Source organism: Massilia sp. CT11-137 (genome assembly GCF_047302885.1).
GTDB lineage: Bacteria > Pseudomonadota > Gammaproteobacteria > Burkholderiales > Burkholderiaceae_D > Telluria > Telluria orientalis.
In genome coordinates this window covers 766,680-792,973 of sequence record NZ_JBKYMP010000001.1, presented here as the reverse complement: position 1 = coordinate 792,973, position 26,294 = coordinate 766,680, and the positions used below count along the sequence as shown (strand labels likewise).

Sequence of the window (26,294 nt, the reverse complement as noted above, 5' to 3'; positions counted from 1 at the left end):
CATGAAATTCACCCGTGGCGGCCTGGCGGCCGTATTGGCTGGCGTGACGCTGATCGCCAGCGCCGTACCGCTGAAAACCGATGTCGCGCACAGCAGCGTCTCGGCCGTGTTCAAGCAGATGAACGTGCCGGTCGAATCGAAGTTCAAGAGCTTCAACGCGCAGATCGACTACGACGCGGCGCACCCGGAAAAAGCGACGGCGCGCGTGGACATCGACACGGCCAGCTTCGACATCGGCGAGGCCGAGTACAACAAGGAAGTGGCCGGCAAGGACTGGTTCAACTCGGCCAAGTTTCCGAAGGCAACCTTTGTCTCCTCCGCCATCAAGCCGGCCGGCGCGGGCAAGCTCTCCGTCTCGGGCAAGCTGACCATCAAGGGCCGGGTCCAGGACGTGACCTTCCCGGTCACCGTCAAGCCGGAAGGCGGCAAACAGGTTTTCGAAGGGCAACTGCCGATCAAGCGGCTGGCCTTCAACATCGGCGAAGGCGAGTGGAAAGACACGAGCATGGTCGCCGACGAAGTCGTCATCAAATTCCGCGTCGCAGCGGGACAATAAACACTATCTATCGTTAAAGGATCGCCTTACATGAAACTCAAGCACCTCGCCCTCCTGGCCGTCGCCTTCGCTTCCAGCGCCGCCTTCGCCGCCGACACCTACAAGATCGATTCGAACCACACGTACCCGAGCTTCGAGGCCGACCACTTCGGCGGCCTGTCGAACTGGCGCGGCAAGTTCGACAAGACGGAAGGCACCATCGTCGTCGACCGCGCGGCCAAGACGGGCACCGTCGACATCACCATCGACGCGAACAGCCTGGACTTCGGCCACGCCAAGATGAACGAGCACGCCAAGGGCCCGGACATGTTCGACGTGGCCAAGTTCCCGAACGCCACCTACAAGGGCAAGATCGTGTTCAAGGGCGACGCACCGTCCACCGTCGACGGCGAACTGACCCTGCACGGCGTGACCAAGCCGGTCACCCTGCACATCAACTCGTTCAAATGCATCCAGCACCCGATGCTGAAGCGCGAAGTGTGCGGCGCCGATGCGTCGGCCACGTTCAACCGTGCCGATTTCGGCGTGGACTACGGCGTCAAGATGGGCTTCAAGCCGGAAGTCAAGCTGGCGATCCAGGTCGAAGCCGTCAAGCAGTAATCGCTCGATCCCAAAGAATAAGCCCCGCGGCCAGCACGGCCGCGGGGCTTTTTCTTTTGCCGGGTTCGTAGCGCCAACGAACCGCATGCGTCACGCGTGGGCACGTTTCATTTGAGGCCCCCGGCCTCAAATGCCCACCCTGCCCCGCCGAACGATCAGCGGCCGTCGCGATCCGAATCACCCGGAATCGCACGCTCCACGCGATCCCACGCGGCGCGGCTGGCCGATTTGGCCTGCTCCCACGACAGGCGCGAATGGCCCTTCACGCGATCCCACTCGTCGGCCATGTGCGGCTCGGCCAGGTCGTAGCTCGGGAAGCGGCGGGCATTGTTGTAGCCCAGCGCATAGGCCGGCGAATAATCGTCGTACGTGTAGCCCGTGGTGTAGTACGGTTGCGTCTGGTAGTTCGAGCGCCAGTACGCATCCTCCACCGTCGGATTCACGAGGTGGCCGGCACCCTTGCCGACCATGCCGCCGGCGATGCCGCCGATGGCTGCACCCGCCGCCATGCCGACCGGGCCGCCGACGGCACCAATCGCCGCACCGGCTGCCGCACCACCGCCCGCGCCGACGCCGCCGGCCAGGTTATGCTCATGCAGATCGTCGCCCGGTTTCGGGTTCACGACTTCGCCCGCGCCCTTGCCGGCCATGCCGCCCGCGATACCGCCGATGGCCGCACCCGCGACGGTGCCGATCGGACCGGCCGCGCTGCCCACGGCCGCACCGGTCAGTGCGCCCGCACCCGCACCCGTGCCCTGGGCCAGGTTGTGTTCATGCAGGCGGTCTTCCGAATGCGGATTCACGACTTCGCCCGCACCGCGGCCCGCCGCGCCGCCGGCCAGGCCGCCGATCGCGGCACCGGCCAGCGCACCGACCGGACCTGCCACGGAGCCTGCCGCCGCGCCCATTGCCGCGCCGGCGCCGGCGCCCGTGCCTTTGGCCAGGTAGTGTTCGCCCAGGTCGTCGCCCGCTTTCGGGTTGACGACTTCGCCCACGCCCTTGCCGGCCATGCCGCCGGCGATGCCGCCGATCGCAGCGCCGGCCGCCATGCCGATCGGACCGCCGGCCGCGCCCAGTGCGGCGCCGGTGGCGGCACCCGCGGCGGCGCCGATGCCGGTGCCGATCACGTGCGAGCCGCCGTTATCGGTGAAGGTCTGGTTCAGGTAGGCAACGTCCTCGTCCGAACGCGGCGTCACGCCCATCACGATGCCGCCGTTGTTGATACCTTCCTCGTAGTGCTTGACGCGTTCTTCCGGGATGCCGGCACCGATCAGCGCGCCGATCAGGCCGCCGGTAATGCCGCCCGCGCCTGCGCCGGCCAGAGCTGCCGCCAGCGGACCGGCGACGACGAGGCCTGCGCCCGGGATCACGAGCGAGGTGCCGATGGCGGCCACGCCGGCCAGCACGGCGCCGATGGTGCCGCCGATACCTGCACCGGCAGCGGCGCCTTCCGCGGCCTTGCTGCCCAGCTCAGTCTCGGTGTCGGAGAAATGGGTCTTGCGGGTCGTGTCCGACATCATCAGGTTGACGTCGTCCTTCGTATAGCCGCGGGTGGAGATGGCGCTGTAGGCGCGCTCCGCGCTGGCGCGGTCGGGGAACAGCCCGGTCACCATACGGTTCTGCTTGTTCTGCTCAGTCGTCGTGTTGTCGAAAATAGCCATGATGCGTTCCTTTCAGTAATCGAAGCGGTCCGGGGTGTTACGTTTCAAGGCGTCTCGAAAAACCGTAGCGAGCGGCCGCAGTTGCGGTTGAGAAGCGCAGCTGTACGAAAGTACAGTGAGCATCGCAAACTGCAAGTGCAACGCGCAGTAGGTTTTTCGACGCGCCTTTCGATGCAAAGTGATTGAACGATATGCCTGCCGAGCAAGGCGCTTCTGTTCGGTGACGCACCCAGTTGGGGACATTCCGCACCACAAGAGAACGTCGCCGGAGTTTGCGCGTCTAACGTTCGGCAACGCACCGACCCGGTACCGTGTGCATCAATAGACTTTGCACATGGCCTCGGCATTCAATTGGCCTGGAGTATGTTTTTTCCAACTTGAGGAGGACTCAACATGTTATTCATTATCTGGATCGTCGTTGGTGGTGTGCTCGGCTGGCTCGCCAGCATGGTCATGAAGACGGATGCTGAGCAAGGCATGATTCTCAATGTCGTGGTCGGTATCGTGGGAGCCTTCCTGGGTGGCTGGCTGCTGTCCCCGCTGTTCGGTAGTGGCACCATCAACTCCGATGACTTCAGTGTATCGTCGCTGCTGGTCTCGTTCCTGGGCGCTGTGATCCTGCTCGCAATCGTGAATCTGCTGCGTCGCGGCCGCGTCCGCTAAGCAGGTGCAAGCCCCGCTTTGAAAACCAACGTCGGCTGGCGTTGGTTTTTTTACGTCTTCAAATCGAACTCATGCGTATCAAACGCCCCATCGTCGTCCTCATCACCTGCGTCGCCACCCTCGTGGCGGGCCTGCTCGTGCTGAACTTCGCGCCCGGCGAAAAGAAGATCGACACGCAGCTCACGCGCCTGTACGACACGGACGATCCGCAATTCCGCCGCTCGCTGGGCGTCCTGCTGGGCCCGCCCATCATCGAGGGCAACAAGGCCGAAGTGCTGCTCAACGGCGACAAGATTTTCCCCGCCATGCTGGACGCGATCCGCTCGGCGCAGAAATCCATCAGCTTCGAAACCTATATCTACTGGGAAGGCACGATCGGCCGCGAATTCACGGACGCGCTGTCGGAACGGGCGCGCGCCGGCGTCAAGGTGCACGTGCTGCTCGACTGGATCGGCAGCATGAAGATCGACGACAAGTCGCTCGACGAGATGCGCCGCGCCGGCGTCGAATTGCACCGCTACCACAAGCCCGTCTGGTGGAAACTCGCGCGCCTGAACAACCGTACGCACAGAAAACTCCTGATCGTCGACGGCAAGGTCGGCTTCACGGGCGGCGTCGGTATCGCGGACAAATGGCGCGGCAACGCCCAGGATCCCGAGCACTGGCGCGATTCGCATTTCCGTGTGGAAGGCCCGGTCGTCGGCCAGATGCAGGCCGTGTTCAACGACAACTGGACCAAGGCGACGGGCGCCGTGCTGGACGGCCCCGCCTACTTCCCCGCCCTCGTCGCGCAGGGCGACATGCCCGCGCAGATGTTCTCCAGCTCGCCCACGGGCGGCAGCGAGAGCATGCACCTGATGTATTTGCTGGCCATCACGGCCGCGCGCCGCACGATCCACTTGTCGAACTCGTACTTCGTGCCGGACGAGCTGGCCGTGAAGGCGCTCGTCGCGGCGGCGAAACGGGGCGTGGACGTGCGCATCATCACGCCGGGTCCCATCATCGATTCCGACGTCGTGCGCGCCGCCTCGCGCGAGCGCTGGGGCGAATTGCTGGAAGCCGGCGTCAAGATGGCCGAGTACCAGCCGACGATGTACCACGTGAAGGCACTGGTCGTCGATTCGCTGCTCGTCTCCGTCGGCTCCACCAATTTCGACAACCGCTCGTTCATCCTCAACGACGAGGCCAACCTGAACGTGCTCGATCCTGACTTTGCCAAGCAACAAGAAGCTGTCTTCGAAGACGACTGGAAACACGCGCGCCCCATCACCTTGCAGGCGTGGCAGAACCGTCCATTCATGGAAAAAATCGGCGGCAAGCTGGCCGACCTGATCGGGGCGCAGCTGTAAAGGACTAGCCATGAAACACACCCTTCTTTCGCTCGCCATCCTCGCGTCCTTAGGCGCTCGCGCCGACGAAGGCATGTGGATGCCGCAGCAGCTGCCGCAAATCGCGCAGCAACTCAAGACCGCCGGCCTCAAGCTCGATCCGGCCAGCCTCACCAAACTGACGGAGTTCCCGATGGGCGCCGTCGTGAGCCTGGGCGGCTGCTCGGCGTCGTTCGTGTCGCCGCAAGGCCTCGTGATCACGAACCACCACTGCGTGTACAACAGCGTGGCCGTGAACTCCACGCCGCAACGCGACCTGCTCGCCGACGGCTTCCTCGCGAAGACGATGGCGGAGGAACTGCCCGCCGCGCCGGGCAGCCGCGTGTTCGTCACGGAGGAAGTCGCGAACGTGAGCACGCGCGTGATCACGCCGGATGTCGCGCAGCTGACCGGCAAGGCGCGCCTGGACGCGATGGAAAAGAACCAGAAAACACTCGTCGCCGAATGCGAGAAGGACGCCGGCTACCGCTGCACCGTCGCGAGCTTCTACGGCGGCCTCGAGTTCTACCGCATCAAGCAGCTCGAGATCCGCGACGTGCGCCTCGTGCACGCGCCCCCGGTCGGCATCGGCAAGTTCGGCGGCGATACCGATAACTGGATGTGGCCGCGCCACACGGGCGACTACGGCTTTTATCGCGCCTACGTCAGCAAGGATGGCAAGGCCGCGGACTACGCGAAGGACAACGTCCCGTACCGCCCGAAGCTGTGGCTCAGGATCGCGCAGGACGGCGTGAAGGAAGGCGATTTCGTCATGACCCTCGGCTACCCGGGCCGCACGAACCGGCACCGCCTGCCGTCCGAAGTGGCGTTCACGTTCGACTGGAATTATCCGGCCTTCGTGAAGGCGTCCGGCGAGACGCTGGCCGTCATCGAGCGCGAGACGAAGAACGACCCCGCCGCGCGCCTGAAGTACGCGGGCCAGATCGCGAGCGTCAACAACTACTACAAGAACCGCAAGGGCATGATCGCCAGCTACGAAGGCAGCGACATCCTCGCGCGCAAGACGGCCGAGCACAATGCGCTGAAGGCCTGGGTCGCTGCGGACCCGCGGCGCAAGGCCGAATTCGGCGCGGACATCGAGGCGGTCGAAAAGCTGATCGCCCGGCGCGACGCCGACTCGCGGCGCGAATTCTTCCTCGGGTATTCGGTGCCGCGCTTCCTAAACTCGGCGCGCACCCTGTACCGCCTGGCCAACGAGCGCACGAAGCCGGACGTCGAACGCAAGTCCGGCTACCAGGAACGCGACCTGCCGCGCCTGGCGTCCGTCATCGGCGGCCAGGACCGGACGTACGACGAGAAGGTCGACAAGGCCCTCGTGCTGAACTTCCTGAAGCAGTACAACGCGCAGCCGGCCGACCAGCACGACGCCGCGTTCGACAGTGCGCTGGGCATCAGGCCGGGCATGAGCGAAGCCGAATTGAAAACGGCGCTGGACCGCATCTACGCGGGCTCGCACCTGCAGGACAAGGAAGTACGCACGGCGTGGCTGACGAAGACCCCGCAGGAGTTCAGGGCCAGCAACGACAGCTTCATCAAGGCCGCCGTCGCGATGTACGACGCCGACATGAAGCGCGAGGCCGAAGAGGACGAACTGGCGGGGAACATCCAGAAGACCTACGCCAGCTACATGAAGGCGAAGATCGCGTACATGAACGGCAAGGGCCGCGCCGTCTACCCGGACGCGAACAGCACCCTGCGGGTCACGTACGGCAACGTCAAGGGCCGCGACTACGGCGCCGACGGCACCGGCTCATGGACCGCGTTCACGACCGTGAAGGGCGTCGTCGCCAAGCACACGGGCGAAGGCGAGTTCAATGCACCGGCGCGCCAGCTGGCCGCGATCCGCGCGAAGGACTTCGGACGCTGGGCCGATCCGAAGCTGAAGACGGTGCCCGTCGACTTCCTCGCCACGCTGGACATCACGGGCGGCAACTCGGGCTCCGCGGCATTGAACGCGCGCGGCGAACTGGTGGGCCTCGCGTTCGACGGCACGCTCGATTCGATCATCTCCGACTGGGATTTCGATCCGCGCGCCACGCGCGACATCCAGGTCGACGTCCGCTACATCCTGTGGAACATGGAGAAGGTCGACCATGCGGACAACCTTCTCAAGGAGATGGGCGTGCTGTAATCAGTCGGCCTTGGAGCGCTGCAGCGAGTTCTCGAGTTCCGCCATGCCGGACGGCAGATCCACGGTCGCGCCCAGGTCGCGCATCGTGCTGCCCAGCGCGTGCACCGTGCGGAACAGGTGATGCGCGCGGCACTGCTCGCCCATCTGCCCGATCCTGACGATCGGCAGGCCGAAGGAGCCCGAGATCTCGACCTGGTAGCGGCTCGAGATCGTGGAGCAGACCGCCTGGTTGGTGATGCCCTCCGGCAGATTGATCCCGACCACCGAATTGAGCCGCGATTCCGCGGGCGCGAACAGGGACAGGCCCATCGCCTCGATGCTGTCCTGCAGCGCGGTCGAGCAACGCAGGTGGCGGGCGAACCTGACCGGCAGCGTTTCTTCGCACACGAGGCGCAAGGCTTCGTGCAGCGCCAGCACGCCCGACACCGGCGCCGTGTAGTGGTACGACGCCTTGTGCCAGAAGTTCTCGGCCAGCAGGGCGTCCAGGCACCAGTGCGTATTCGGCGTGGGCCGTTCGCGGATCCGGCTCCACGCGGCGTCGGAGAACGCGAGCAGCGAGACACCGGGAATCGACGACAGCCCTTTCTGCCCGCCCGTGATCACGGCATCGACCTGCCAGTCGTCCATCTCGAACGGCGTCGTGCTGAGCGTGCACACGGCGTCGACGATGACGAGGCAGCCCCGCGCCTTCGCCAACCGCGCGATGTTCTTCACGTCGTTGTTGAACGTGGTGTTGGACGTTTCGCCCTGGACGAGCGTCAGGCAATGGGGCCGATGTTCGTCCAGCAGCGCTTCCAGCCTGTCCAGCGACATCGAGTGCGGGAAGATCTCGTTCATCGTGACGACGTCCGCCCCCGCGCGGCGGCTCATTTCCGCCATGCGGCCGCTGAAGAAACCGTTGCAGATCGAGAGCACGCGCGTGCCGGGCCAGACCAGATTGCAGATCGCCATTTCCATCGCCGCCGATCCGGGACCGGCCACGCCCAGCACCCAGTTGGAACGGGTCTGGAAGACGTATCTCGCCATGTCCTTCACCTGGGTGATGATCTTCGCCATGGTCTCGCCCAGGTGGTTGATGACCAGCGAATTCGCGCGGGCCACCGCGCTGGGGATCGGCACGGGGCCGGCGCCCATCATCAGCAACGGGTCGTCCGGCAGGATGGCGCTGAGATGGTCGACGTGGGGCGGGAGGATATCGTTGCGGGTTGGCTGGAGCTGTGTGTTCATGGTGGGTCTTCGTCGTGTTGGCAGTCGGACAAGTGTACCAAGTATTCCATCCGCGCCATCTGCATCTCATACCGCGCAATGCGCAATCCATGCCATCGGGCCTGCCGGCTCGAAGCTGATTCCTTACACTGCCTGCACATCACGCATAAGGAGAATTGGTATGAAGCGGATCTGGATCTGGGCACTGCTCGTCGTCGCATGCGCCCACGCACACGCACAGGACGACAAAATCCGGCAAGAGCGGACGCAGGCATGGGCGCAAGCCCGCGCCATCGTGGCGGACCTCGATAAAATCGTCGCGCCGCACGGCGTGCAGGAATCGTACAAGACGCGCATCGGCGGCATCGACCAGTGGCTCACCGTGCGCGGCCAGGAGCGCGACAACCCGATGATCCTGTTCGTGCACGGCGGCCCGGCGGCGCCCGTCACGCCGACCCTGTGGCAGTTCGAGCGCCCGCTCGAGGAATACTTCACCATCGCGAACTGGGACCAGCGCGGCGCCGGCAAGACCTATGGCGAGACGGATCCCGCGCAGGTCGCGGACACCATCCGTATCGACCGCTACGTCGACGACGCCATCGAGGTGGCCGAGCACCTGCGCCAGCGCTACGGCAAGAAGAAGCTGATCCTGATGGGCCACAGCTGGGGCACCATCGTCAGCATGAAGGCGGCCCTGAAGCGTCCGGATTTATTCTATGCCTACGTTGGCATCGGCCAGGTGATCAGCGTGCGCGAGAACGAACGCATCAGCTTCGACTACGCGCTGGAACAGGCGAAACAGCACAAGAACGAGGAAGCGCTGCGCGACCTGCAGTCGATCGCGCCCTACCCCGGCAACCAGCCGATCACGCGCGAACGCATCATCGTCGCGCGCAAGTGGCCGCAGTACTACGGCGGATTGAGCGCCTACCGCAGCGAGTCGGCCTATTATTTCGACGGCCCGCGCCTGTCGCCGGAATACGATGCGCAGCAGGTCAAGGACATCGACCAGGGCAACCTGCTCACGCTGGGCCGCATTTTGCCGGAGTTCGTGCAGGTGGATTTCTCGAACGTGAAAAGCTTCCCGATCCCGGTGGTGATGTTCCTGGGCCGGCACGATTACACGACGCCGACGGCACCGACGGAGGCGTGGCTGAAACAGGTGAAGGCGCCGTCGAAACAGGCCGTGTGGTTCGAGCGGTCGGCGCACATGGTGCCGTGGGAGGAACCGGGCAAGACGCTGGTCAGTTTGCTGACGTATGTGAGGCCATTGGCGAAATAAAAACCGACGGCATATAAACGTCGCCCCCGCGGAGGCGGGGGCCCAAGTTCGATGCGTCGCGACGACGCTTGTAAGATTGCAGGAATAGTGCTGGGGGCACTATTCCACCTTCGCGGGGACGACGTCGATAAGCGTTCGCGGTCAGGTCAGTGCGTCAACTCGGTCTGCGGAACACCCGCCTTGTTCAACCGGCTGTTGCGCATCCCATACCCGAAATACGTGAGAACGGCCACCGCCATCCAGATGGTGAACACCGTATAAGTCGTGCTGGACAACCCGCCGACGAGATACAGGCACGCGAGGATCGACAGCCCCGGCACGAGGTAAGGCCCGAATGGCACGCGAAAGCCCTTGCGGCCCGTCTCGCCCTGCTTGCGGCGGATGACCGGCACCGCGATCGACACGACCATGAACGCGACCAGCGTCCCCATGCTCACCATGTCCCACAGGAAGGTGGAGTCGACGAGGCCCGCCACGGCGCCCACGACGATGCTGACGATCAGCGTGTTCGTCACCGGCGACTGCGTGCGCGGATTGACCTTGCGGAAGGCGTTCGGCACGAGGCCGTCCTTGGCGATGGCGTACAGGATGCGCGTCTGGCCGTAGATCGTCACCAGCGTCACCGAGAACACGGAGATGACGGCGCCGGCCGACAGCACGAGCGCCGGCCACGCCTTGCCGGTCACGTTCTGCAGGATCACGGCGAGGCCCGCTTCCTGGCCCGCGAACATCGAGGCCGGCTGGGCGCCGAGCGCGGCGATCGCAACCAGCATGTAGAACACGGTGACGATGCCGAGGGCGGCCAGGATGCCGATCGGGACGTCGCGCGTCGGATCCTTGACCTCTTCGCCGGCCGTGGCGATGGTGTCCAGGCCGATGAACGAGAAGAACACGGTGCCCGCGGCCGCCGTCACGCCGGCCAGGCCGCCGACGCCCTTGCCGTCCGCCGGCCAGACGAACGGGTGGAAGTTGTTGATGTCGAAGCCGGACAGCGCGATCGCGGAAAAGAACACGAGGATCGCCAGCTTGATCAGCACCATGATGGCGTTCGTCGTCGCCGATTCCTTGGTGCCGCGAATCAGCAGGACGCAGCACAGCACGACGAGCAGGATCGGCGGCAGGTTGATGTGCCCCGTATGAAATTCGACGCCGCCGTTCTTGCCCGCGACGACCAGGGGCGAGCGCAGCGCGTCGGGGATCTGCCAGCCGAGCGCGTTCTGCAGGAAGTTGTTCAGGTAATCCGACCAGCCGATCGCGGTCGCGCTGGCGGCCAGGCCATATTCCAGTAGCAGGCAGGCCGCGACGATGAAGGCGGCGAACTCGCCCACGGTGGCATAGGCGAACGAATACGAGGAGCCGGCGGCCGGCACGCGGTTGGCCAGTTCGGCATAGCACAGCGCGGTGAGGCCCGCGGTGACGGCGGCCATCAGGAACGACAGCACGACGGCCGGACCGGCCTTCGGCACGGCTTCCACCATCGTGAAGAAGATACCGGTGCCGATCGTGGCACCGACGCCGATCATCGTCAGGGGAAACAAGCCCAGCGAGCGGCCCAGGGCGTGGGCATGGCCGTCATCGAGCTTGTGCTCGGACGTCTTGGTACGAAAGAGCTTTTGGCCCAGTGTCTGGTTCACGTCGTCGTCCTCTTGGCGCGGGTAGCGCTGTTGTCTTATCCGAAGTCCGCGATTATAGGGCCAGTAACCGGCACTGCTTTCACTGCGGGAAAAAAAATACTTCCTCTAAACCTGCATTTTTAATGCACATTTAGGTAGAATACGCCCATGGAGTTAGAATACGCTCGTAACCACTGAGCTGATCCGATGCGACTCACCCGATTCTCCGATATTGGCCTGCGTGTCCTGATCTATCTGGAACGCGCGGGAGAACGTCCGCATCCGGTAACGGTGGCCGAGATCGGCAAGCAATTCGACATCCCGCTGAACCACCTGGTCAAAGTGGTCGGGCAACTGGCCAAACTGGGCTGGGTGCAGGCGACCCGCGGACGCAACGGCGGCCTGCGCCTCGCCGCCGATCCCGCCACCCTGACGATCGGCCAGGTGCTGCGCAAGCTGGAAGGCGAAGACGACGAGCTGGTCGACTGCGACGGCACGGACTGCGCGCTGAAGATGGATTGCCAGCTGCGCGGCATGCTGCGCGCCGGCATGCGGGCGTTCTACGACGCGATGGACCGCTACACGCTGGCCCACGCGACCGCCGGCGGCACGGGCGAACAGGTCGTGCGCATGCACCGCATGTTCTGGGATAGCGCAGCGGCGAAAACCGCCGTGGCCCTGCCCGAGCCGGTGAGTGAGGATTAACTTCAATATTGATGGCAAGCCCGCTGTGCGGGCCTTTTTTTGAATCTTAAATCTGCATTTTAAATGCATAATTAAAGGAACCACCATGATTTCGGAAGCTTCCCGCCCCTACATCGATGCCAGCGTCCCCGTCCTGCGCCAGCACGGCCTGACGATCACCAGGCTGTTCTACACGAACATGCTGGGCGCGCATCCTGAACTGACCCGCATTTTCAACATGGGGAACCAGGCCAGTGGGGCGCAGCAGCAGTCGCTGGCATCGGCGGTGTTCGCGTACGCGGCCAACATCGGCAACCCGGGCGCGCTGGGTCCCGTCGTCGAGCGCATCGTGCACAAGCACGTGTCGGTCGGCATCCGCGCCGAGCACTACCCGATCGTCGGCAAGCACCTGCTGGAATCCATCGCGGCCACGCTGGGCGACGCCGCCACGGAACCGCTGCTGAACGCGTGGAAGGAAGCCTACAACTCGCTCGCCAAACTGCTGATCGAAGCGGAAGCGAACCTGTACAGCACGGCCGGCATCCAGCCGGGCGACACCCGTCCGATGCGCGTCGTGGAAGTCAAGACGGAATCCGTCAACGTGCTGTCGATCCGCTTCGTCCCCGCCGACGGCAAACCGGTCCCCGCGTTCAAGCCGGGCCAGTACGTCAGCGTCGCGGTCGACCTGCCGGGCGGCCGTCACCAGCTGCGCCAGTACAGCCTGTCGGATGCGCCGAATGGTGAAGACCTGCGCATCTCGGTGAAGCGCGAAGACGGCGTGGACGATACGCCGGCCGGTGAAGTGTCGAACTGGCTGCACGCCAACGTGAAGGTCGGCGCCACGCTGCAGGTGTCGCACCCGTTCGGCGAGTTCCTGCCGGAGACGGAAGGCGACGCGCCGCTCGTGTTGCTGTCGGCTGGCGTCGGCATTACGCCGATGGTGTCCGCCCTGAAGCGCGTGGCGCAGGTGAATCCGCGGCGCCGCGTGATCTTCGCGCACGCCGCACGCGACGCCGGCCACCACGCGCTGCGCGCGGAAGTCGAAGGCCTGGTGTCCGTGATGCCGAACCTGTCCATCGTGACCTTCCACGAAGATGCGCAGAAGGATGAGAAAAATCGCGCCGGCGTGATCGAAGGCCGCATGGACGTGGCCAGGCTGCCGGCATGGCCGGTTGATGAGGCTGAAGTGTACCTGTGCGGTCCGCACAAGTTCATGCAGGTGCAGTGGCTGGATCTCCTGAATGCGGGCGTGCCGGCCGGCCGCCTGCACCGCGAGGTGTTCGGGCCGGAGCTGCTCGACCACCTGCTGTAAGCAAGCGTGCGTTGAACGCGTGGGCGGAGGCCGCCCATCCTACGGTAGGGTGGACACCCCGTGCCCACGCGTGCCACCGCATTCAGTTCAGGACCTGGATCAGCTTCCCGCTCACAGTCCGCTGCGACGGATTGCCGTACACGCGGATGCCGCCGGAGCCGCTATTCTGCGCGACGAGCGATTGCCGCACGTTCGCGGTCATGCCGCCCGATCCCGTCGACGACAGGTCCGCCTGCTCGCTGACGAGGTCCGCCAGGTCCAGGTGGCCGGAGCCGTTCGAGCGCGCCGCCAGGTGGCGCACCGCACCCGTCACGCGCAGTTGGCCGGAGCCGTTCAGGCTCGCCGTCAGGCGCTCGCCCTGCATGCGGCCCGCGACGATGCGGCCGGAACCGGTCAAGGTCAGGTTGCCGCCGCTGCTCTGCAACGTCGTCGCGTCGATGCTGCCCGAACCGTTCTGCACCACGTCCAGGCTGGCCACGCGGCCCGTCAGCAGCACGGAACCCGATCCCTGCGCTTCCACGACCAGCGGTCCGCCGTTCAGCTCTTGCACGGACAGGTGGCCGGAGCCGTTGTGGCGGACGCTCGTCAGGCGCGGCACGGTATAGGTCACGCGCACGGGATTGTTGGTGCGGAACGAGCGCTCCTTCTCGATGACGAGCCGGTCGCCGCGCAGCTCCGTGCGGATGAACGGCAGCAGGTTGCTGTCCGCCTCCACGACCAGCGACGTCGCCGGGCCCACGCGCACGTCGACGGTGATCGTGCCGTTCACTTCCAGCGCCGGCACCGTGGCGATCGTGCGCTCGTCGCGCGCGGGCACGCCGTTGCCTTCGATGGAATCGCTGGAGAATGGCGTGCGGACCTGGTAGTCGCCATCGCCGCCCGGGGCGACGATGATGGCGCAGCCGCCGAGGATGGCGCAGGTGAGAGCGATGGCGAACGGAGTACGCATGGTGGATGGCCTTGTTGTTATTGACCATCCCACTGTAGCAAGGGCTTGCAGGGCCGTCCGCCCGCGTGCGACGGACGGTGTAAAACGCGGAACGAACGGAGGAAAACCAGCGACGACCGTCAGCGCTGGCCCAGGCGCGTATCGCCGAACAGATGCTTGTACTCGTGCGGCTGCGAGCGCCAGTACTGCGGCGGCGCGCTGACCGTCGCCCCCAGTTCCGCGGCCGCATGCCACGGCCAGCGCGGGTCGTACAGCATCGCGCGCGCCAGCGCCACCATGTCGGCCTGGCCCGTCTGCACGATGGTCTCGGCCTGCTTCGCTTCCGTGATCAGGCCCACGCCGATGGTCGGCATGGGAGTGTTCGCCTTGATGCGCGCGGCGAACTCGATCTGGTAGCCCGGACCGACGGGGATCTTCTGGTGCGGCGACAGCCCGCCGCTCGACACGTGGATGAACTGGCAGCCGAGCCGCTCCAGTTCCTGCGTCAGCACGAGGCTCTGTTCCAGGTCCCAGCCGCCCTCGACCCAGTCGCTGGCCGAGATGCGCATGCCGACCACCATCTCGGGCGACACGGCCGCGCGCACGGCCTGGAACACTTCGAGCGGAAAGCGCATGCGGTTTTCCAGCGAGCCGCCATATTGATCGTCCCGCTGGTTCGACAGCGGCGACAGGAACTGGTGCAGCAGATAGCCATGGGCGCCGTGCAGTTCGATGGCGTCCAGGCCCAGCGCATCGGCGCGGCGCGCGGCAGCGACGAAGCCGTCCTTCACGCGCTGCAGGCCGGCGGCATCGAGCGCCAGCGGCACGGTCTCGCCCTCCGCGTGCGGGATCGCGGACGGCGCCACGGTCTGCCAGCCGTGGGAGTCCCCCACCGGAAGATTCGCGCCGCCGTGCCACGGCACCTCGCTCGACGCCTTGCGGCCCGCGTGTGCGAGCTGGATGGCGATCTTGATCGGTGCATGCTTGCGCATCGCGTTGACGACGGGCTCCAGCGCGGCCGCATGCTCGTCGGACCAGAGGCCCAGGTCGGCATAGGTGATGCGCCCTTCCTCCGTCACGGCGGTCGCTTCGATGATGAGAAGTCCCGCGCCGGACAGTGCGAGGTGGCCGAGGTGGATCATGTGCCAGTCGGTGGCGTAGCCCCGGTCGGCGGAGTATTGGCACATCGGCGCGATGGCGATCCGGTTCGCCAGCTCCAGCGGGCCGAGCTTGATCGGAGAAAACAGCTTGCTCATGGGTAGAAACCCTTCCCTTTGTAGGGTGGGCACCCCGTGCCCACCAGATGCGTGCGTAAAGGGATAGTCTAGCGCGCAGAGAAAAAACGCGCTTTTCGAGAACGGATACGTGCGTTGAACGCGTGGGCACGGGGTGCCCACCCTACTACTGTATTTTTACCACCATGATCCCCGCCCGCAACCCCACGCGCACATCGGGATTCGGAAACACGACACACTCTTCGTCGTGCTGAACGGTATAAACAGTATCGCCGTCGCGCGCGATCACTTCACCCTTTTTCAATGGCGTGAAGTTTTCGGTATCGCGTCCGAAGCTCATCGTGAACGCATCGGACAGCTTGATGATCGACTGGGCCGTGTTGAACACGACGGGCTCGTTGCCGCCCGCCTGCGCTTGTCCGCGCAGCAGGCCATGCAGTGCCGAGGCCATTGCCGCGAACTGCGACAGGTCGTTCCGCCCCAGCGTGCCGATGCGCCCCAGTTCGACGGTGGTGCCCGCGGCGCCGTGCCGCTCGGCCGTCCAGTAACTGTACGTGCCCGCGGACGCCGGGTTCATGATGACGGCCTCGATGCCGCCGAGGCCCAGCCACGCGATCAGCGCGCGGCGCGGCGCGTCCGCGATCAAGTCCGGCACGATCGCGAAGCGCGGATAACGCGAGCCGCGGATCGCCGTGTGCAGGTCGAGATGCCAGCGGCGCGGGCCGCTGGCCTCGAAGAACGCGGCCGTCGCCGCGATCAGCGTGTCCGCGCGGCCGGCTTCGAAGGTGCCGGCCAGGTCGCCGCGCTCGTCGCGGAACATGCGGTTCAGGTCCGCGTCGATGAAGCGCTTGCCGGCCGCGATGGCGTCGATGTTCCCGACGCACAGCATCAGGTCCACCGCGAGCTCGCCCGGCGTGCGCGACAGGGCCTCGATGGCGTAGGCCACCATCTCGATCGGCCCCGTCTCGTCGCCGTGCACGCCCACCGACAGCAGCACGGCGGGCCGCTCTGCCGACGGCCTCGCGGCCTTCACGGTCAGCACGCCCTTTGCGGGCTGGCCGACCGTGAAGCCGGCTTGCGCGAAGCGGGCGGCGACCTCGCCGAAGTCGCCTTCGGCCAGTGCCCGGATTTCCTTCGGTAAGGTGGCCGCCATCGCTTACGCCAGGTTCGCGACGGTGGTGGCGACGGTCGTCGCCGCGGTGCCGGATGCGATGCGGTCCGGGCTCGAACCCTCCGACAGCGACCATACGGCCAGCATCGCCTGCTCCAGGTCCGTCGGCTGGACGTAGCCGGCCGACAGGCCCATCGCCGCGGTCAGCTCGCGCACGGCCGACTGCATGTCGCCCGTGGAGCGGCTCGCCGCCAGCACTTCCGTCAGCAGGCGTTGCTGCGTGCGGCGCAGGGCTTGCAGCGCGTAGTTGCGCAGCTGTTCCTGCGATTTGCTCGTGGCCGGCAGCTTGAGGCCGCGTTCCAGCGTGTCGATGCCCGCCTGCTCGCGCAGCAACATGCCGACGCGCAGGAACTCGGCCAGCGACATGCCGTGCGGACGCTGGACGGAGACGGCCGCGAACAGGAACGTCGCCAGCGATTCGACCGTGTCGACGGCCTTCCACGCCTGCACGAACGACGACGACAGGCCGGCGTGGCTGTCCGCCTCCGACTTCGCCGGCATCAGCTGGCGCAGTTGTTCCGGCTGGGCGAACAGGTTCGACAGCTCTTCCATGCCGCCGGCACCGGCCTGCTCGGCCGGCAGCGACAGCACGCCTTCGATCACGGTGCGCAGCATCACGCGGGTACGCGCATCGACGGTCTGCGACACGTCGCGCGGCACGACCAGCGCGTCATGGTCCAGCGCCTCGAACACGGGCGCCAGGTGCAGCGCGGCCCACGCCCGGCCCCACGACTTGACGACTTCGGCGTCGTCGATGCGGTGTTCCAGCGCCAGGTCGCGCAGCATCAGCGGGCCGCAACGGTTGACGGATTCGTTGGCCAGCACGGTCGCGAGGATCGCGTTGGCCAGCGGGTGCGCCAGCGGATCGCGCGTGGCGACCAGCTGCGCCGGGAAGTACGGACGCAGGATGATCTCGGCCCACGGCTGTTCCGTCAGCGGCAGCGCGGCCAGCGTGCGCTTCAAGCGGTTCTTGACGTTGGCGACGACGACGGCCAGTTCCGGCGTCGTGAGACCCAGGCCCTGGGCCTTGCGGCGCTGCAGTTCCGTCTCGCCCGGCAGCTGTTCCAGCTCGCGCGACACGGCGCCTTCCGCCTCCAGGCTCGCGATCAGGGCAGCGTAGCCGTCGACGACGGCGCTGTTCGATTGCGCCTGCGCCTCGCGCACCAGCAGGTGCGTCTGCAGCGTGTTGTCGCGCAGGACCAGCTTCTCGATATCGCCCGTCATCTCGGTCAGCAGGCGGTTGCGCTCGCCCTCGTCCAGCTGGCCCGCGTTGACTTCCGTGTCGAGCCAGATCTTGACGTTGACTTCGTGGTCGGAGCAGTCCACGCCGGCCGAGTTGTCGATCGCATCCGTGAAGATGCGGCCGCCGGCCAGCGCGAATTCGATACGGCCGGCCTGCGTGGCGCCCAGGTTGCCGCCTTCCGCGACAACCTTCACGCGCAGCTCGTTGCCGTTGACGCGGATGTTGTCGTTGGCGCGGTCCTTCACTTGCGCGTGGGTCTCGGTGGACGCCTTGATGTAGGTGCCGATGCCGCCGTTATAGAACAGGTCGACCGGCGCCAGCAGGATGCGGTGCATCAGTTCTTCCGGCGTGAGCGACGTCTCTTCGATGGCCAGCGCTTCGCGCACCTGCGGCGACAGCTCGATGTGGCGCGCGGACCGCGGGAACACGCCGCCGCCTTCCGAGATCAGTTCCTTGTCGTAGTCGTCCCACGAGGAACGCGGCAGCGCGAACATGCGCTTGCGCTCATTGAACGACACGACGACGTCCGGATTCGGGTCGAGGAAGATGTGGCGGTGGTCGAACGCGGCCAGCACTTTCAGCTGGCGCGACAGCAGCACGCCGTTGCCGAACACGTCGCCCGACATGTCGCCCACGCCGACCATCGTCACCGGGGTCGTGTTCATGTCGTGGCCCATCTCGTAGAAGTGGCGTTTTACCGCTTCGAACGCGCCCTTCGCGGTGATGCCCATCTTCTTGTGGTCGTAGCCGTTCGAGCCGCCGGACGCGAACGCGTCGCCCAGCCAGAAGCCGCGCGAGACGGCGATGCTGTTGGCGATGTCGGAGAACGTCGCCGTGCCCTTGTCGGCGGCGACCACGAGGTACGGGTCGTCCTGGTCATAGCGCACCGTGTCGGCCGGCGGAACGATCTCGCCACGCACGCGGTTGTCCGTCACTTCCAGCAGGCTCGCGATGAACAGGCGGTAGACGGCTTCGCCTTCGGCCGCGACGACGTCACGCGCCGCATCCTTCGGCATCTGCTTGCACACGAAACCGCCCTTCGAGCCGGCCGGCACGATGACGGCGTTCTTGACCATCTGCGCCTTCACGAGACCCAGCACTTCGGTGCGGTAGTCTTCCATGCGATCGGACCAGCGCAGGCCGCCGCGGGCGACCGGGCCGCCGCGCAGGTGCAGGCCTTCGAAGCGGCGCGAGAACACGTAGATCTCGCGGAACGGGCGCGGTTCCGGCACGAGCGCCAGGTGGCTCGTGTCGAGCTTGAAGATGATCTTCTCGCCGCGATTTTCCTTCGTTCCTTGATAGTAGTTGGTGCGCACTGTCGCCATCACGAGATCGACCAGCGCGGCCATGATTTCCTCGGTGTCGGCGTGGTTGACCTTGGCCAGGCCCGCCTTCAGCGCGACCAGTTTCGCATCGCCCTCGGCGCGCTCCTCGGCGCTGCGTTTCGGGTCGAAGCGCAGTTCGAAGCCTTCGACCAGTTCCTTGACGAGGTTCGCGCGCGGACGCAGCGTCTCGGCCATGTAGCGGGTCGAGAACTTGCTGCCGGCCTGGCGCCAGTAGCTGATGTACGCGCGCACGAGCTGCACTTCGCGCATCGCCAGGCCGCCTTCGATGGTGAGGCCATTCAGGCGGCCGTCTTCCGCTTCGTCGTTGAACAGCGCGGCGAACAGTTCGCCGGCCACTTCCGCGACGCCCGGCTTGGCCAGCTTGGCGGCCGAATCCGCGTCGACGATCAGGCCCGTGATGTAGCGGCGGGTGCCGTCGGCCGTGTCGATCCAGAAGCTTTGCTCGCGGTCGATGGCGACGCCGGCGTTCTGCAGCGCCGGCAGGATGCGCGACAGCGACGGCATCGTGTTCGTCGAGTACAGGCGCAGCGACGTGACGCCCGCTTCATCCGTCTCGATGCGGACCGAGACGTGGCCCTGCTGGCCGTTCGCGATGATCGCGCTCACGTCGCGGAAGGCGATTTCCGGTGCCGTCGCGGCCACGTAGTTCACGGGCAGCGTCGGCAGGATCTTGCGCAGCGCGTTGCGGGTCGGGACGTCTTCGACGGTGTCGGTCAACGCCGTGTAGCGGTCATGCCAGCCGTCCAGCACGGACAGCAGCGGTTTCTGGATGTCGGATTCCAGGTCGAGCGGATAGCGCGCGGCCTGGGCGATCAGGTAGACGCGGGCCAGCGGGCCGTCCGCGACGAGCGTCTGCGTGCGCACGTCGACGGCGCCCGAGCTTTCCTTCAGCGCCTGCGCCAGCCCGGCGACGACGGCGGCGCTGTAGCGTTCGCGCGGCAAATAGACCAGGACGTTCAGGTGGCGTTGATAGACGTCGCGACGTGCAAACACTTTCGCGCGCGGCTGCTTGTACAGCGAGACGACGGAGCTGCACACCTGGGCGAGCCAGTCCGGATCCGCTTCCAGCGCTTCCGTGCGCGGCAGCGACTCCAGGATCTCGAGGAATTTCTCGGCGCGGAAGCCTTCCTGGCGCACGCCGGCGATGGACAGCACTTTCGCCACGCGGCCGCGCGCGAACGGCAGGCGCGCCAGCGGGGTCGACGTGGCGGCGCGCGTGAACAGGCCGACGAAGCAGTGTTCGCCGATCGTGTTGCCCTGCGTGTCGGTGTCGCGCACGCCGATGAAGTCCAGCGGCTGGTCGCGGTGCAAGGTGCCGGCCACGTCGGCCTTCACGATCGACAGCGTCTCGTCGCGCTTGGACAGGATCTCGAAGTCGCCCGGGATGTTCTGCAGGCAGGTGCCGTAGACGGGGTGCGACGTATCCTGCAGCACGCCGATGCGGCTCGGGATGTCGCGTTCGAGTTCGCGCACGCCCGGCTTGACGAAGTAGTAGGCGTAGCCGAACGGCTCGAAGCCTTCGTTCTTGGCCCAGTCGAGGAAGGCCGCCACTTCCTGGCCGGACGGCGTACCTTGCGCCGCGGCGGCGGCGGCAACGGCGGTCATGCGGTCGGCCATGGCGACGGCGTCGCGGTGCACGATGGCGGCGTCGCGCGCGACCATCTGGATGCGCTCGATGAGTTGGGAGAGTTCGTCCTGCGGCAGGTCTTCCGCCAGCAGGCACAGGACATACGATTCCAGCGGCGCGCCCGCTTCGCCGACGGCGACCACGCGGCCGGCCTCGTCGCGGCGCACGGGCAGCACCGTATTCAGCACGCCCGACGCGACGACGCGCTGGCGGCGCAGCGCCATCACGAACGAGTCGACGAGGTAGGGCATGTCCTCGTTCAGGATCAGCAAGGCGGTCGACATGCCGCAGCGCCCATCCGTATAGCGATTCTCCGCGATCTGGCAGCCGTCGGTCGTGCGCTGCGCCACCTGGGCGAAGGCATCCCACAGGATGGCGGCGAGGTTGCGGGGATCGATGCCGGCGAGGTCGTCCTCGTCCAGGGCGCCGATCCAGGCGCCGATCAGCGCGCCCACTTGTTCCGAAGCGCCCGCCGGCTTGTTCTCGTTAACCAGCGCGAGGGTTTGCGTGCGCAGATCGTGAGGCATGTCTTTGTTCATGTTTAGCTTCTCCAAAAGCTGGTTGTTGCGCCGGGTTCGGCGCGGCTTGTGGCCACATGTTCCCGGCTGGTACGGACAGGGTTGTCCCGTCCAGATCTCTTATGCTTCCTGTTCCCGGAAACGATTCATTATGTTGGGTGGGCACCCTGTGCCCACCCAACCAATCATGCCAGATCATACAGCCCCGGCAGGCCAAGGATGCGCTCCAGGTCTTCCAGCGCGGCCGCGCATTCGATGGCCAGCTGCGGGTCTGCGAGATCCTTCGGCTCCACGCGGTCGCGGTAATGACGCTCGACCCACGGCACGAGGCGCGCATACAAATCTTCCGTCATCAACACGCCCTGGTGCATCGCGGCCGCTTCCGCGTCCGTGAGCACCACGCGCAGGCGCAGGCACGCGGGGCCGCCGCCGTTGCGCATGCTCTGGCGCAGGTCGAATTCGATCAACTCGTCGATCGGGCCACCGCTCGCCACCAGCTGCTCGAGGTAGCGGGCCACGGTCGCCGTCTCGCGGCATTCGTGCGGGACGACGAGCGCCATGCCGCCGTCCAGCTTCGACAACAGCTGGCTGTTGAACAGGTAGCTGGCGACGGCATCGGCGACGGGGACGACGCCCGTGTCCACGCGCACGGCGCGCAGGTCGGTGCCGGTGACGCCCAGCGCACGGCGGAGCAGATCCAGCGTGGCCGCTTCGTCGGCGAACGCCTGGTCGTGGTAGAACAGCACGTTGCCGTTGCCGACCGCGATCACGTCGTTATGAAACACGCCCTGGTCGATCACGGCCGGGTTCTGCGACGCGAACACGGTGCGCGCCGCGTCCAGGCCGTGCAGGCGGGCGACGGCCTGCGATGCCTCCAGCGTCTGGCGCGCCGGGTATTTCACGGGCGCCGGTGCGGACGGGTCGAATTCGACGCGGCCATAGACAAAAAACTCGACGCCGGACGCACCGTGGGCGCTGGCGAAGCGCGTGTGGTTGGCGGCGCCCTCGTCGCCGAACGCGGGCGTCGACGGCAGCGGGTCGTGCACGACGAAGCGGTCCGGGTTCGCGAACAGGGCGCGCAGGGTGCGCGTCGCCTGCACGTGTTCTTCCGCGCGGTGCAGTTTATTGTTCAGGTTCGCGGCGGTGAAGTGCACGCGGCCGTCCGCCGTGTCGGCCGACGGGCTGACGGTGGCGGCGTTCGCGGTCCACATCGGCGATGCGGAGTACGCGCACGCGAGGATCACCGGCGATTCGCGGTACGCCTGCGCCAGCACGTCGGCGTCCGTGCCGGAAAAGCCGAGGCGGCGCAGCAGGCGGAAGTTCGGACGCGCCTGCGGCGGCAGCAGGCCTTGCGCGAAGCCGCGCGCGGCCAGCGCGCGCATCTTGGCGAGGCCCTGCAATGCGGCCTGGCGCGGGTTCGACGCGCTCCGCACATTATTGAACGAGGCGACGTTGCCGAACGACAGACCGGCGTAGTTGTGCGATGGGCCCACGAGGCCGTCGAAGTTGAATTCGCGTGCGTTGCGCATATCGTTCAGAAGGTGAGACCGGGCGACAGCTTGGCCGGCATGTCCAGCTCGGACGTTTCGATCGAGGCGACCGGGTACGCGCAGTAGTCGGCCGCGTAATAGGCACTCGGACGATGGTTGCCCGATTTGCCCACGCCGCCGAACGGCGCGGAGCTGGCGGCGCCCGTCGTCGGACGGTTCCAGTTGACGACGCCCGCGCGCGCCTTGATCGCGAAGCGCTTCCACAGCTCTTCCGACGGCGACAGTAGCGCGGCGGCGAGACCGTATTCCGTCGCGTTGGCGGCGCCGATGGCGGCGTCGAAATCGGCCACGCGGACAATCTGCAGCAGCGGTCCGAACCACTCTTCGTCCGGGATGCCCTTCGCATCCGTCACGTCGACGATACCGGCGGTGACGAAGCCCGCGTTCGGATCGAGCTGGCGCATGCGCAGCAAAACTTTACCGCCCTGCACTTCCATCATCTCCTGCGCCTGCACGAGGCGTTTCGCCACGGCGGCCGAGACGACGGGGCCCATGAACGGCTGCGGGTCCGCGTTCGACGGACCGACCGCGAGCTTGCTCGCCACGTCCACGAGGCGGTCGATGAAGGCCTGGCCTTCCGGCGTGTCCTGCACGATCAGGCGGCGCGCACACGTGCAGCGCTGGCCGGCGGAGATGAACGCGGACATGACGGCGTGGTGCACGGCCGCGTCCCGCATTTTCTCATCCTCCTGCACGTCCCACACGACGAGCGGATTGTTGCCGCCCATTTCCAGCGCCAGCATCTTGCCCGGCTGGCCGCCGAACTGTTTATGCAGCGCGACGCCCGTCTGGCTGCTGCCGGTGAACAGGATGCCGTCCACGTCCGGGTGCTGCGACAGCGCGACGCCGGTCGCGCGGCCGCCGTTCACGAGGTTCAGCACGCCCTGCGGCAGGCCGGCCTGTTCCCACAGCTGCACGGTGCGCACGGCGGTGCGCGGCGCATATTCGCTCGGCTTGAACACGAGCGTGTTCCCCGCGATCAGCGCGGGCACGATGTGGCCGTTCGGCAGGTGGCCGGGGAAGTTATAGGGGCCGAACACGCCGAACACGCCGTGCGGACGGTGGCGCAGCACGGCGTTGCCGTCGGCGACCTTCGCAGCCGTTTCGCCCGTGCGCGCGGCATGCGACTGCACCGAGATGTCGACCTTGTTGGCCATCGTCGTCACTTCCGTGCGGGCTTCCCACAGCGGCTTGCCCACTTCCTCGGCGATGATCGCGGCGAGTTCCTCGTTGTGCTCCTTGAGCAGGTCGCGGAAGCGCTGGCAGATGGCGATGCGTTGTTCGAGCGGCGTGAGCGCCCAGTCTTCGAACGCGGCGCGCGCGGCTTTTACGGCGCGGTCCACATCTTCTGCCGTGGATTCGTTGCTGGTCCAGGTCTGGCGGCCGGTGGACGGGTCGATCGTGTCGAGCTGCGGACCGGAGCCGGCCAGCCATTCACCGCCGATGAAGTTAGCGCAGTTAGAGCTCAATTCTTTAGCCATTGTTTTTCCTTACGTTGAGGGCCAGCGAGCGAATAGGGTCACCCGGCTGGCAATGCAGCAACTGGAGTTCGCGCACGGATAGCGCGACCTTGCGGCCGCCGTCGCAGGCCTGGGTAAGGACCATGCGAAAATCGTCGAGTTTCGTGTTGGAGACGAGCGTGACTTCGCACTCGCCGTCCGGTTGGCCTTCCTCGGCCGTCGTCAGCACGCTGTCGCGCACGGCGCGCAGCTCGGCCACGCGGCCCTGCAACACGGGGCCCGCGTCGAAGATGTCGACGTAACCCTCGTAGTGCATGCCTTCCTGTTCCAGCAGTTTGCGTGCCGGGAGCGTGGAGCGGTGCACCTGGCCGATCACGGCCTGCGCGTCTTCCGGCAGGTACGCCACGTACAGCGGCTGGCGCGGCATGAGCTCCGCGATGAACGATTTCTTGCCGAGTGCCGTGAGGCCGTCGACGTGGTTGAAATCCATCTTGAAGAAGTGGCGGCCGAGGCCTTCGTAGAACGGCGACGTGCCGTCCTCCGCCTGGTAGCCGCGCATCTCGGCGATGATCTTTTCCGTGAACAGGTGCTGGAACTGGGCCATGAACAGGAAGCGGCTCTTGGACAGCCACTTGCCGTTGTAGCCCGTGCGGTATTCCGGCATCAGGAACAGCGAGCACAGTTCCGTGGAACCGGTCAGGTCGTTGGACAGGTACAGCGTGTCCATGCGCGTGAACACGCCCAGCTCGCGGCTGGAATGCACCAGCGTGCCGATCCGGTAGTTATAAAACGGCTCCGTGAGGCCGACGGCGGCCTTGATGGCGCACACGCCGGCCAGGCGGCCGTTGGACGTGTCTTCCATCACGAACATGTAGTCGCGTTCCTCGGGTGGGATCGTCTGCGCGAACGATGCCACCGCGGTCTCGACGCGCTCGCCCAGCATGGCGCGGTCCGGCTTCAGCGTGGTCATGCCGCTGCCGACCTGGCGCGCCATCTCGATCAGCGGATCGATGTCGTTCAGGGTGATTGCGCGGATTACGAGCATGGATTCCTCATAGTTTTCCAAAGCGTCAGATGCGTACGCAGATGACGCTGTCGCCGGTCTCTCTGCCTAACGCCTCGCGTGCCGCGGGCGGCAGGCAGATGGACTCGGAGCTCTCGGCCGGGTCGCACGGCAGCACGATCGCGCGGAACTTGCGCTCGCTGCTGGCCACCGCGTAATTCACCATCGCGGCCTTGCCGCCGCGCGTGGGCGGCTGCAGTTCGGCGTTCGCGACCTTCTTCACCATCGAGCCGGAGAACGACCGCAGCGCGTGCTTGTGCGCCTGCAGGATCGGACCGCCGTCGAAGATGTCGATGTATTCGTCGGCCTCGAAGCCCTCTTCCGTCAGCAGGTCGAACGCGAGTTCGCCGCTCGGGTGGATCTGGCCCATCACGGCCTGCGCGGGGCCGGGCAGCAGCGGCACGTACACGGGGTAGTGCGGCATCAGCTCGACGATCAGCGTGCGGTTACGGGCGCCGCCGATCGTGCGCTCCGCATCGAGGAAGTCCATCTTGAAGAACTTGCGGCCCAGCGCGTCCCAGAACGGCGACTGGCCGCCCTCGTCGGTGACGCCGGCCAGCGGCACGAAGAAGCGGTCGCCGAAACGGTGCGGCGCCAGCACGGCATATAACAATCGGGCGCGCGACAGCAGCGCGGCTTCGCGCCGCGCCGTGTCGCGGTCGCGAATATAAAAGCCGGACAGCTGCGAATACGCCGTCAACTCCGAGCACAGGGTCAGCGCGTGCACGCTGTGGCTGATGTTCAGGTCGCGCGAGACCTGCTGGATCACATCGTTGCGGAACGCGAAATAGGTGCCGTTCGAACCGGCCGACGCGTGGATCGCGGCGGTGCCGACCAACTCGCGGCTGTCGACGTCTTCGAGCACGAACAGGTAGGACTCTTCGCTGGGAATGTCGACGTGGGCGGCGAACGACGCCACGGAACGCTCCACGAACGCGGCGATCTTTTCGCGCGTGCGCGGCAGGGTGTGCACTCCCGGCGTGGACGCGGCGAGCAGCGTCTCGAGGGCGCCGACATCCGCTGGTTCTACCGGACGAACTACATACATGGATTCTCC

Annotated in this window: 19 protein-coding genes; 8 read left to right on the top strand and 11 right to left on the bottom strand. The window is 66.2% G+C overall.

Annotated features, from left to right (window positions below; translation table 11 throughout):
* Position 1 precedes the first annotated feature (1 nt).
* Entirely contained in the window at positions 2–556 is a 555-nt protein-coding gene (locus tag ACEN98_RS03565; RefSeq protein ID WP_413381453.1) for a YceI family protein, read from the top strand.
* 30 nt (positions 557–586) lie between these two features.
* Positions 587–1,156: a YceI family protein gene (locus ACEN98_RS03560; protein ID WP_413381451.1), complete on the top strand. Its 570-nt coding sequence runs from the start codon at positions 587–589 to the stop codon at positions 1,154–1,156.
* 155 nt (positions 1,157–1,311) lie between these two features.
* Here ACEN98_RS03560 and ACEN98_RS03555 read toward each other — a convergent pair whose 3' ends face one another.
* Entirely contained in the window at positions 1,312–2,817 is a 1,506-nt protein-coding gene (locus ACEN98_RS03555) for a hypothetical protein (RefSeq protein WP_413381449.1), read from the bottom strand.
* A 393-nt stretch (positions 2,818–3,210) separates the two neighbouring features.
* Between ACEN98_RS03555 and ACEN98_RS03550 the strand changes: the two genes are divergently transcribed.
* The 3 genes from ACEN98_RS03550 to ACEN98_RS03540 all read left to right on the top strand — a co-directional run bounded on the left by ACEN98_RS03550 (position 3,211) and on the right by ACEN98_RS03540 (position 6,999).
* Entirely contained in the window at positions 3,211–3,480 is a 270-nt protein-coding gene (locus ACEN98_RS03550; RefSeq protein ID WP_036234577.1) for a GlsB/YeaQ/YmgE family stress response membrane protein, read from the top strand.
* A 71-nt stretch (positions 3,481–3,551) separates the two neighbouring features.
* Positions 3,552–4,829 (top strand): cardiolipin synthase, encoded by a 1,278-nt coding sequence (gene cls / locus ACEN98_RS03545; RefSeq protein ID WP_413381447.1) that lies wholly within the window; start codon positions 3,552–3,554, stop codon positions 4,827–4,829.
* A gap of 10 nt (positions 4,830–4,839) precedes the next feature.
* Positions 4,840–6,999 (top strand): S46 family peptidase, encoded by a 2,160-nt coding sequence (locus tag ACEN98_RS03540; RefSeq protein ID WP_413381445.1) that lies wholly within the window; start codon positions 4,840–4,842, stop codon positions 6,997–6,999.
* Here ACEN98_RS03540 and ACEN98_RS03535 read toward each other — a convergent pair whose 3' ends face one another.
* The gene (locus tag ACEN98_RS03535; protein WP_413337064.1) at positions 7,000–8,226 is read right to left on the bottom strand and encodes a pyridoxal-phosphate-dependent aminotransferase family protein; all 1,227 of its coding nucleotides are present in this window, start codon (positions 8,224–8,226) and stop codon (positions 7,000–7,002) included.
* Positions 8,227–8,386: 160 nt separating this feature from the next.
* Between ACEN98_RS03535 and ACEN98_RS03530 the strand changes: the two genes are divergently transcribed.
* Positions 8,387–9,487, top strand: coding sequence for an alpha/beta fold hydrolase (locus tag ACEN98_RS03530; protein WP_413381443.1), 1,101 nt, complete (start codon positions 8,387–8,389; stop codon positions 9,485–9,487).
* A gap of 146 nt (positions 9,488–9,633) precedes the next feature.
* Here the strand turns inward: ACEN98_RS03530 and ACEN98_RS03525 are convergent, their stop codons facing one another.
* Positions 9,634–11,121 carry an APC family permease gene (locus ACEN98_RS03525; RefSeq protein ID WP_413381441.1) on the bottom strand — a complete coding sequence of 496 codons (1,488 nt, stop codon included), beginning with the start codon at positions 11,119–11,121 and terminating at the stop codon, positions 9,634–9,636.
* A 186-nt stretch (positions 11,122–11,307) separates the two neighbouring features.
* On the opposite strand from ACEN98_RS03525, the gene ACEN98_RS03520 reads away from it, so the two are divergent.
* Both ACEN98_RS03520 and hmpA read left to right on the top strand, forming a co-directional pair.
* Positions 11,308–11,805, top strand: coding sequence for an RrF2 family transcriptional regulator (locus ACEN98_RS03520; RefSeq protein ID WP_413337067.1), 498 nt, complete (start codon positions 11,308–11,310; stop codon positions 11,803–11,805).
* Between the two features lie 85 nt (positions 11,806–11,890).
* Positions 11,891–13,096 carry an NO-inducible flavohemoprotein gene (hmpA, locus tag ACEN98_RS03515; RefSeq protein WP_413381439.1) on the top strand — a complete coding sequence of 402 codons (1,206 nt, stop codon included), beginning with the start codon at positions 11,891–11,893 and terminating at the stop codon, positions 13,094–13,096.
* A gap of 82 nt (positions 13,097–13,178) precedes the next feature.
* Here hmpA and ACEN98_RS03510 read toward each other — a convergent pair whose 3' ends face one another.
* The 8 genes from ACEN98_RS03510 to ACEN98_RS03475 all read right to left on the bottom strand — a co-directional run bounded on the left by ACEN98_RS03510 (position 13,179) and on the right by ACEN98_RS03475 (position 26,285).
* A complete protein-coding gene (locus tag ACEN98_RS03510; RefSeq protein ID WP_413381437.1) occupies positions 13,179–14,045 on the bottom strand; it encodes a head GIN domain-containing protein in 867 nt (288 codons plus the stop codon).
* 119 nt (positions 14,046–14,164) lie between these two features.
* Entirely contained in the window at positions 14,165–15,280 is a 1,116-nt protein-coding gene (locus ACEN98_RS03505) for an NADH:flavin oxidoreductase/NADH oxidase (RefSeq protein WP_413381435.1), read from the bottom strand.
* Between the two features lie 145 nt (positions 15,281–15,425).
* Positions 15,426–16,412: a succinylglutamate desuccinylase gene (locus ACEN98_RS03500; protein ID WP_413381433.1), complete on the bottom strand. Its 987-nt coding sequence runs from the start codon at positions 16,410–16,412 to the stop codon at positions 15,426–15,428.
* 3 nt (positions 16,413–16,415) lie between these two features.
* A complete protein-coding gene (locus ACEN98_RS03495; protein ID WP_413381431.1) occupies positions 16,416–21,185 on the bottom strand; it encodes an NAD-glutamate dehydrogenase domain-containing protein in 4,770 nt (1,589 codons plus the stop codon).
* Between the two features lie 164 nt (positions 21,186–21,349).
* Complete coding sequence (astB, locus tag ACEN98_RS03490) at positions 21,350–22,693, bottom strand: N-succinylarginine dihydrolase (RefSeq protein WP_413381429.1); 1,344 nt, start codon at positions 22,691–22,693, stop codon at positions 21,350–21,352.
* Between the two features lie 5 nt (positions 22,694–22,698).
* Complete coding sequence (gene astD, locus ACEN98_RS03485) at positions 22,699–24,195, bottom strand: succinylglutamate-semialdehyde dehydrogenase (protein ID WP_413381427.1); 1,497 nt, start codon at positions 24,193–24,195, stop codon at positions 22,699–22,701.
* Positions 24,188–25,219 (bottom strand): arginine N-succinyltransferase, encoded by a 1,032-nt coding sequence (gene astA, locus ACEN98_RS03480; RefSeq protein WP_413381425.1) that lies wholly within the window; start codon positions 25,217–25,219, stop codon positions 24,188–24,190. Before astA ends, astD begins: the two co-directional genes overlap by 8 nt.
* Before the next feature lie 25 nt (positions 25,220–25,244).
* Positions 25,245–26,285: an arginine N-succinyltransferase gene (locus tag ACEN98_RS03475; protein ID WP_413337076.1), complete on the bottom strand. Its 1,041-nt coding sequence runs from the start codon at positions 26,283–26,285 to the stop codon at positions 25,245–25,247.
* Between the last annotated feature and the right edge of the window lie 9 nt (positions 26,286–26,294).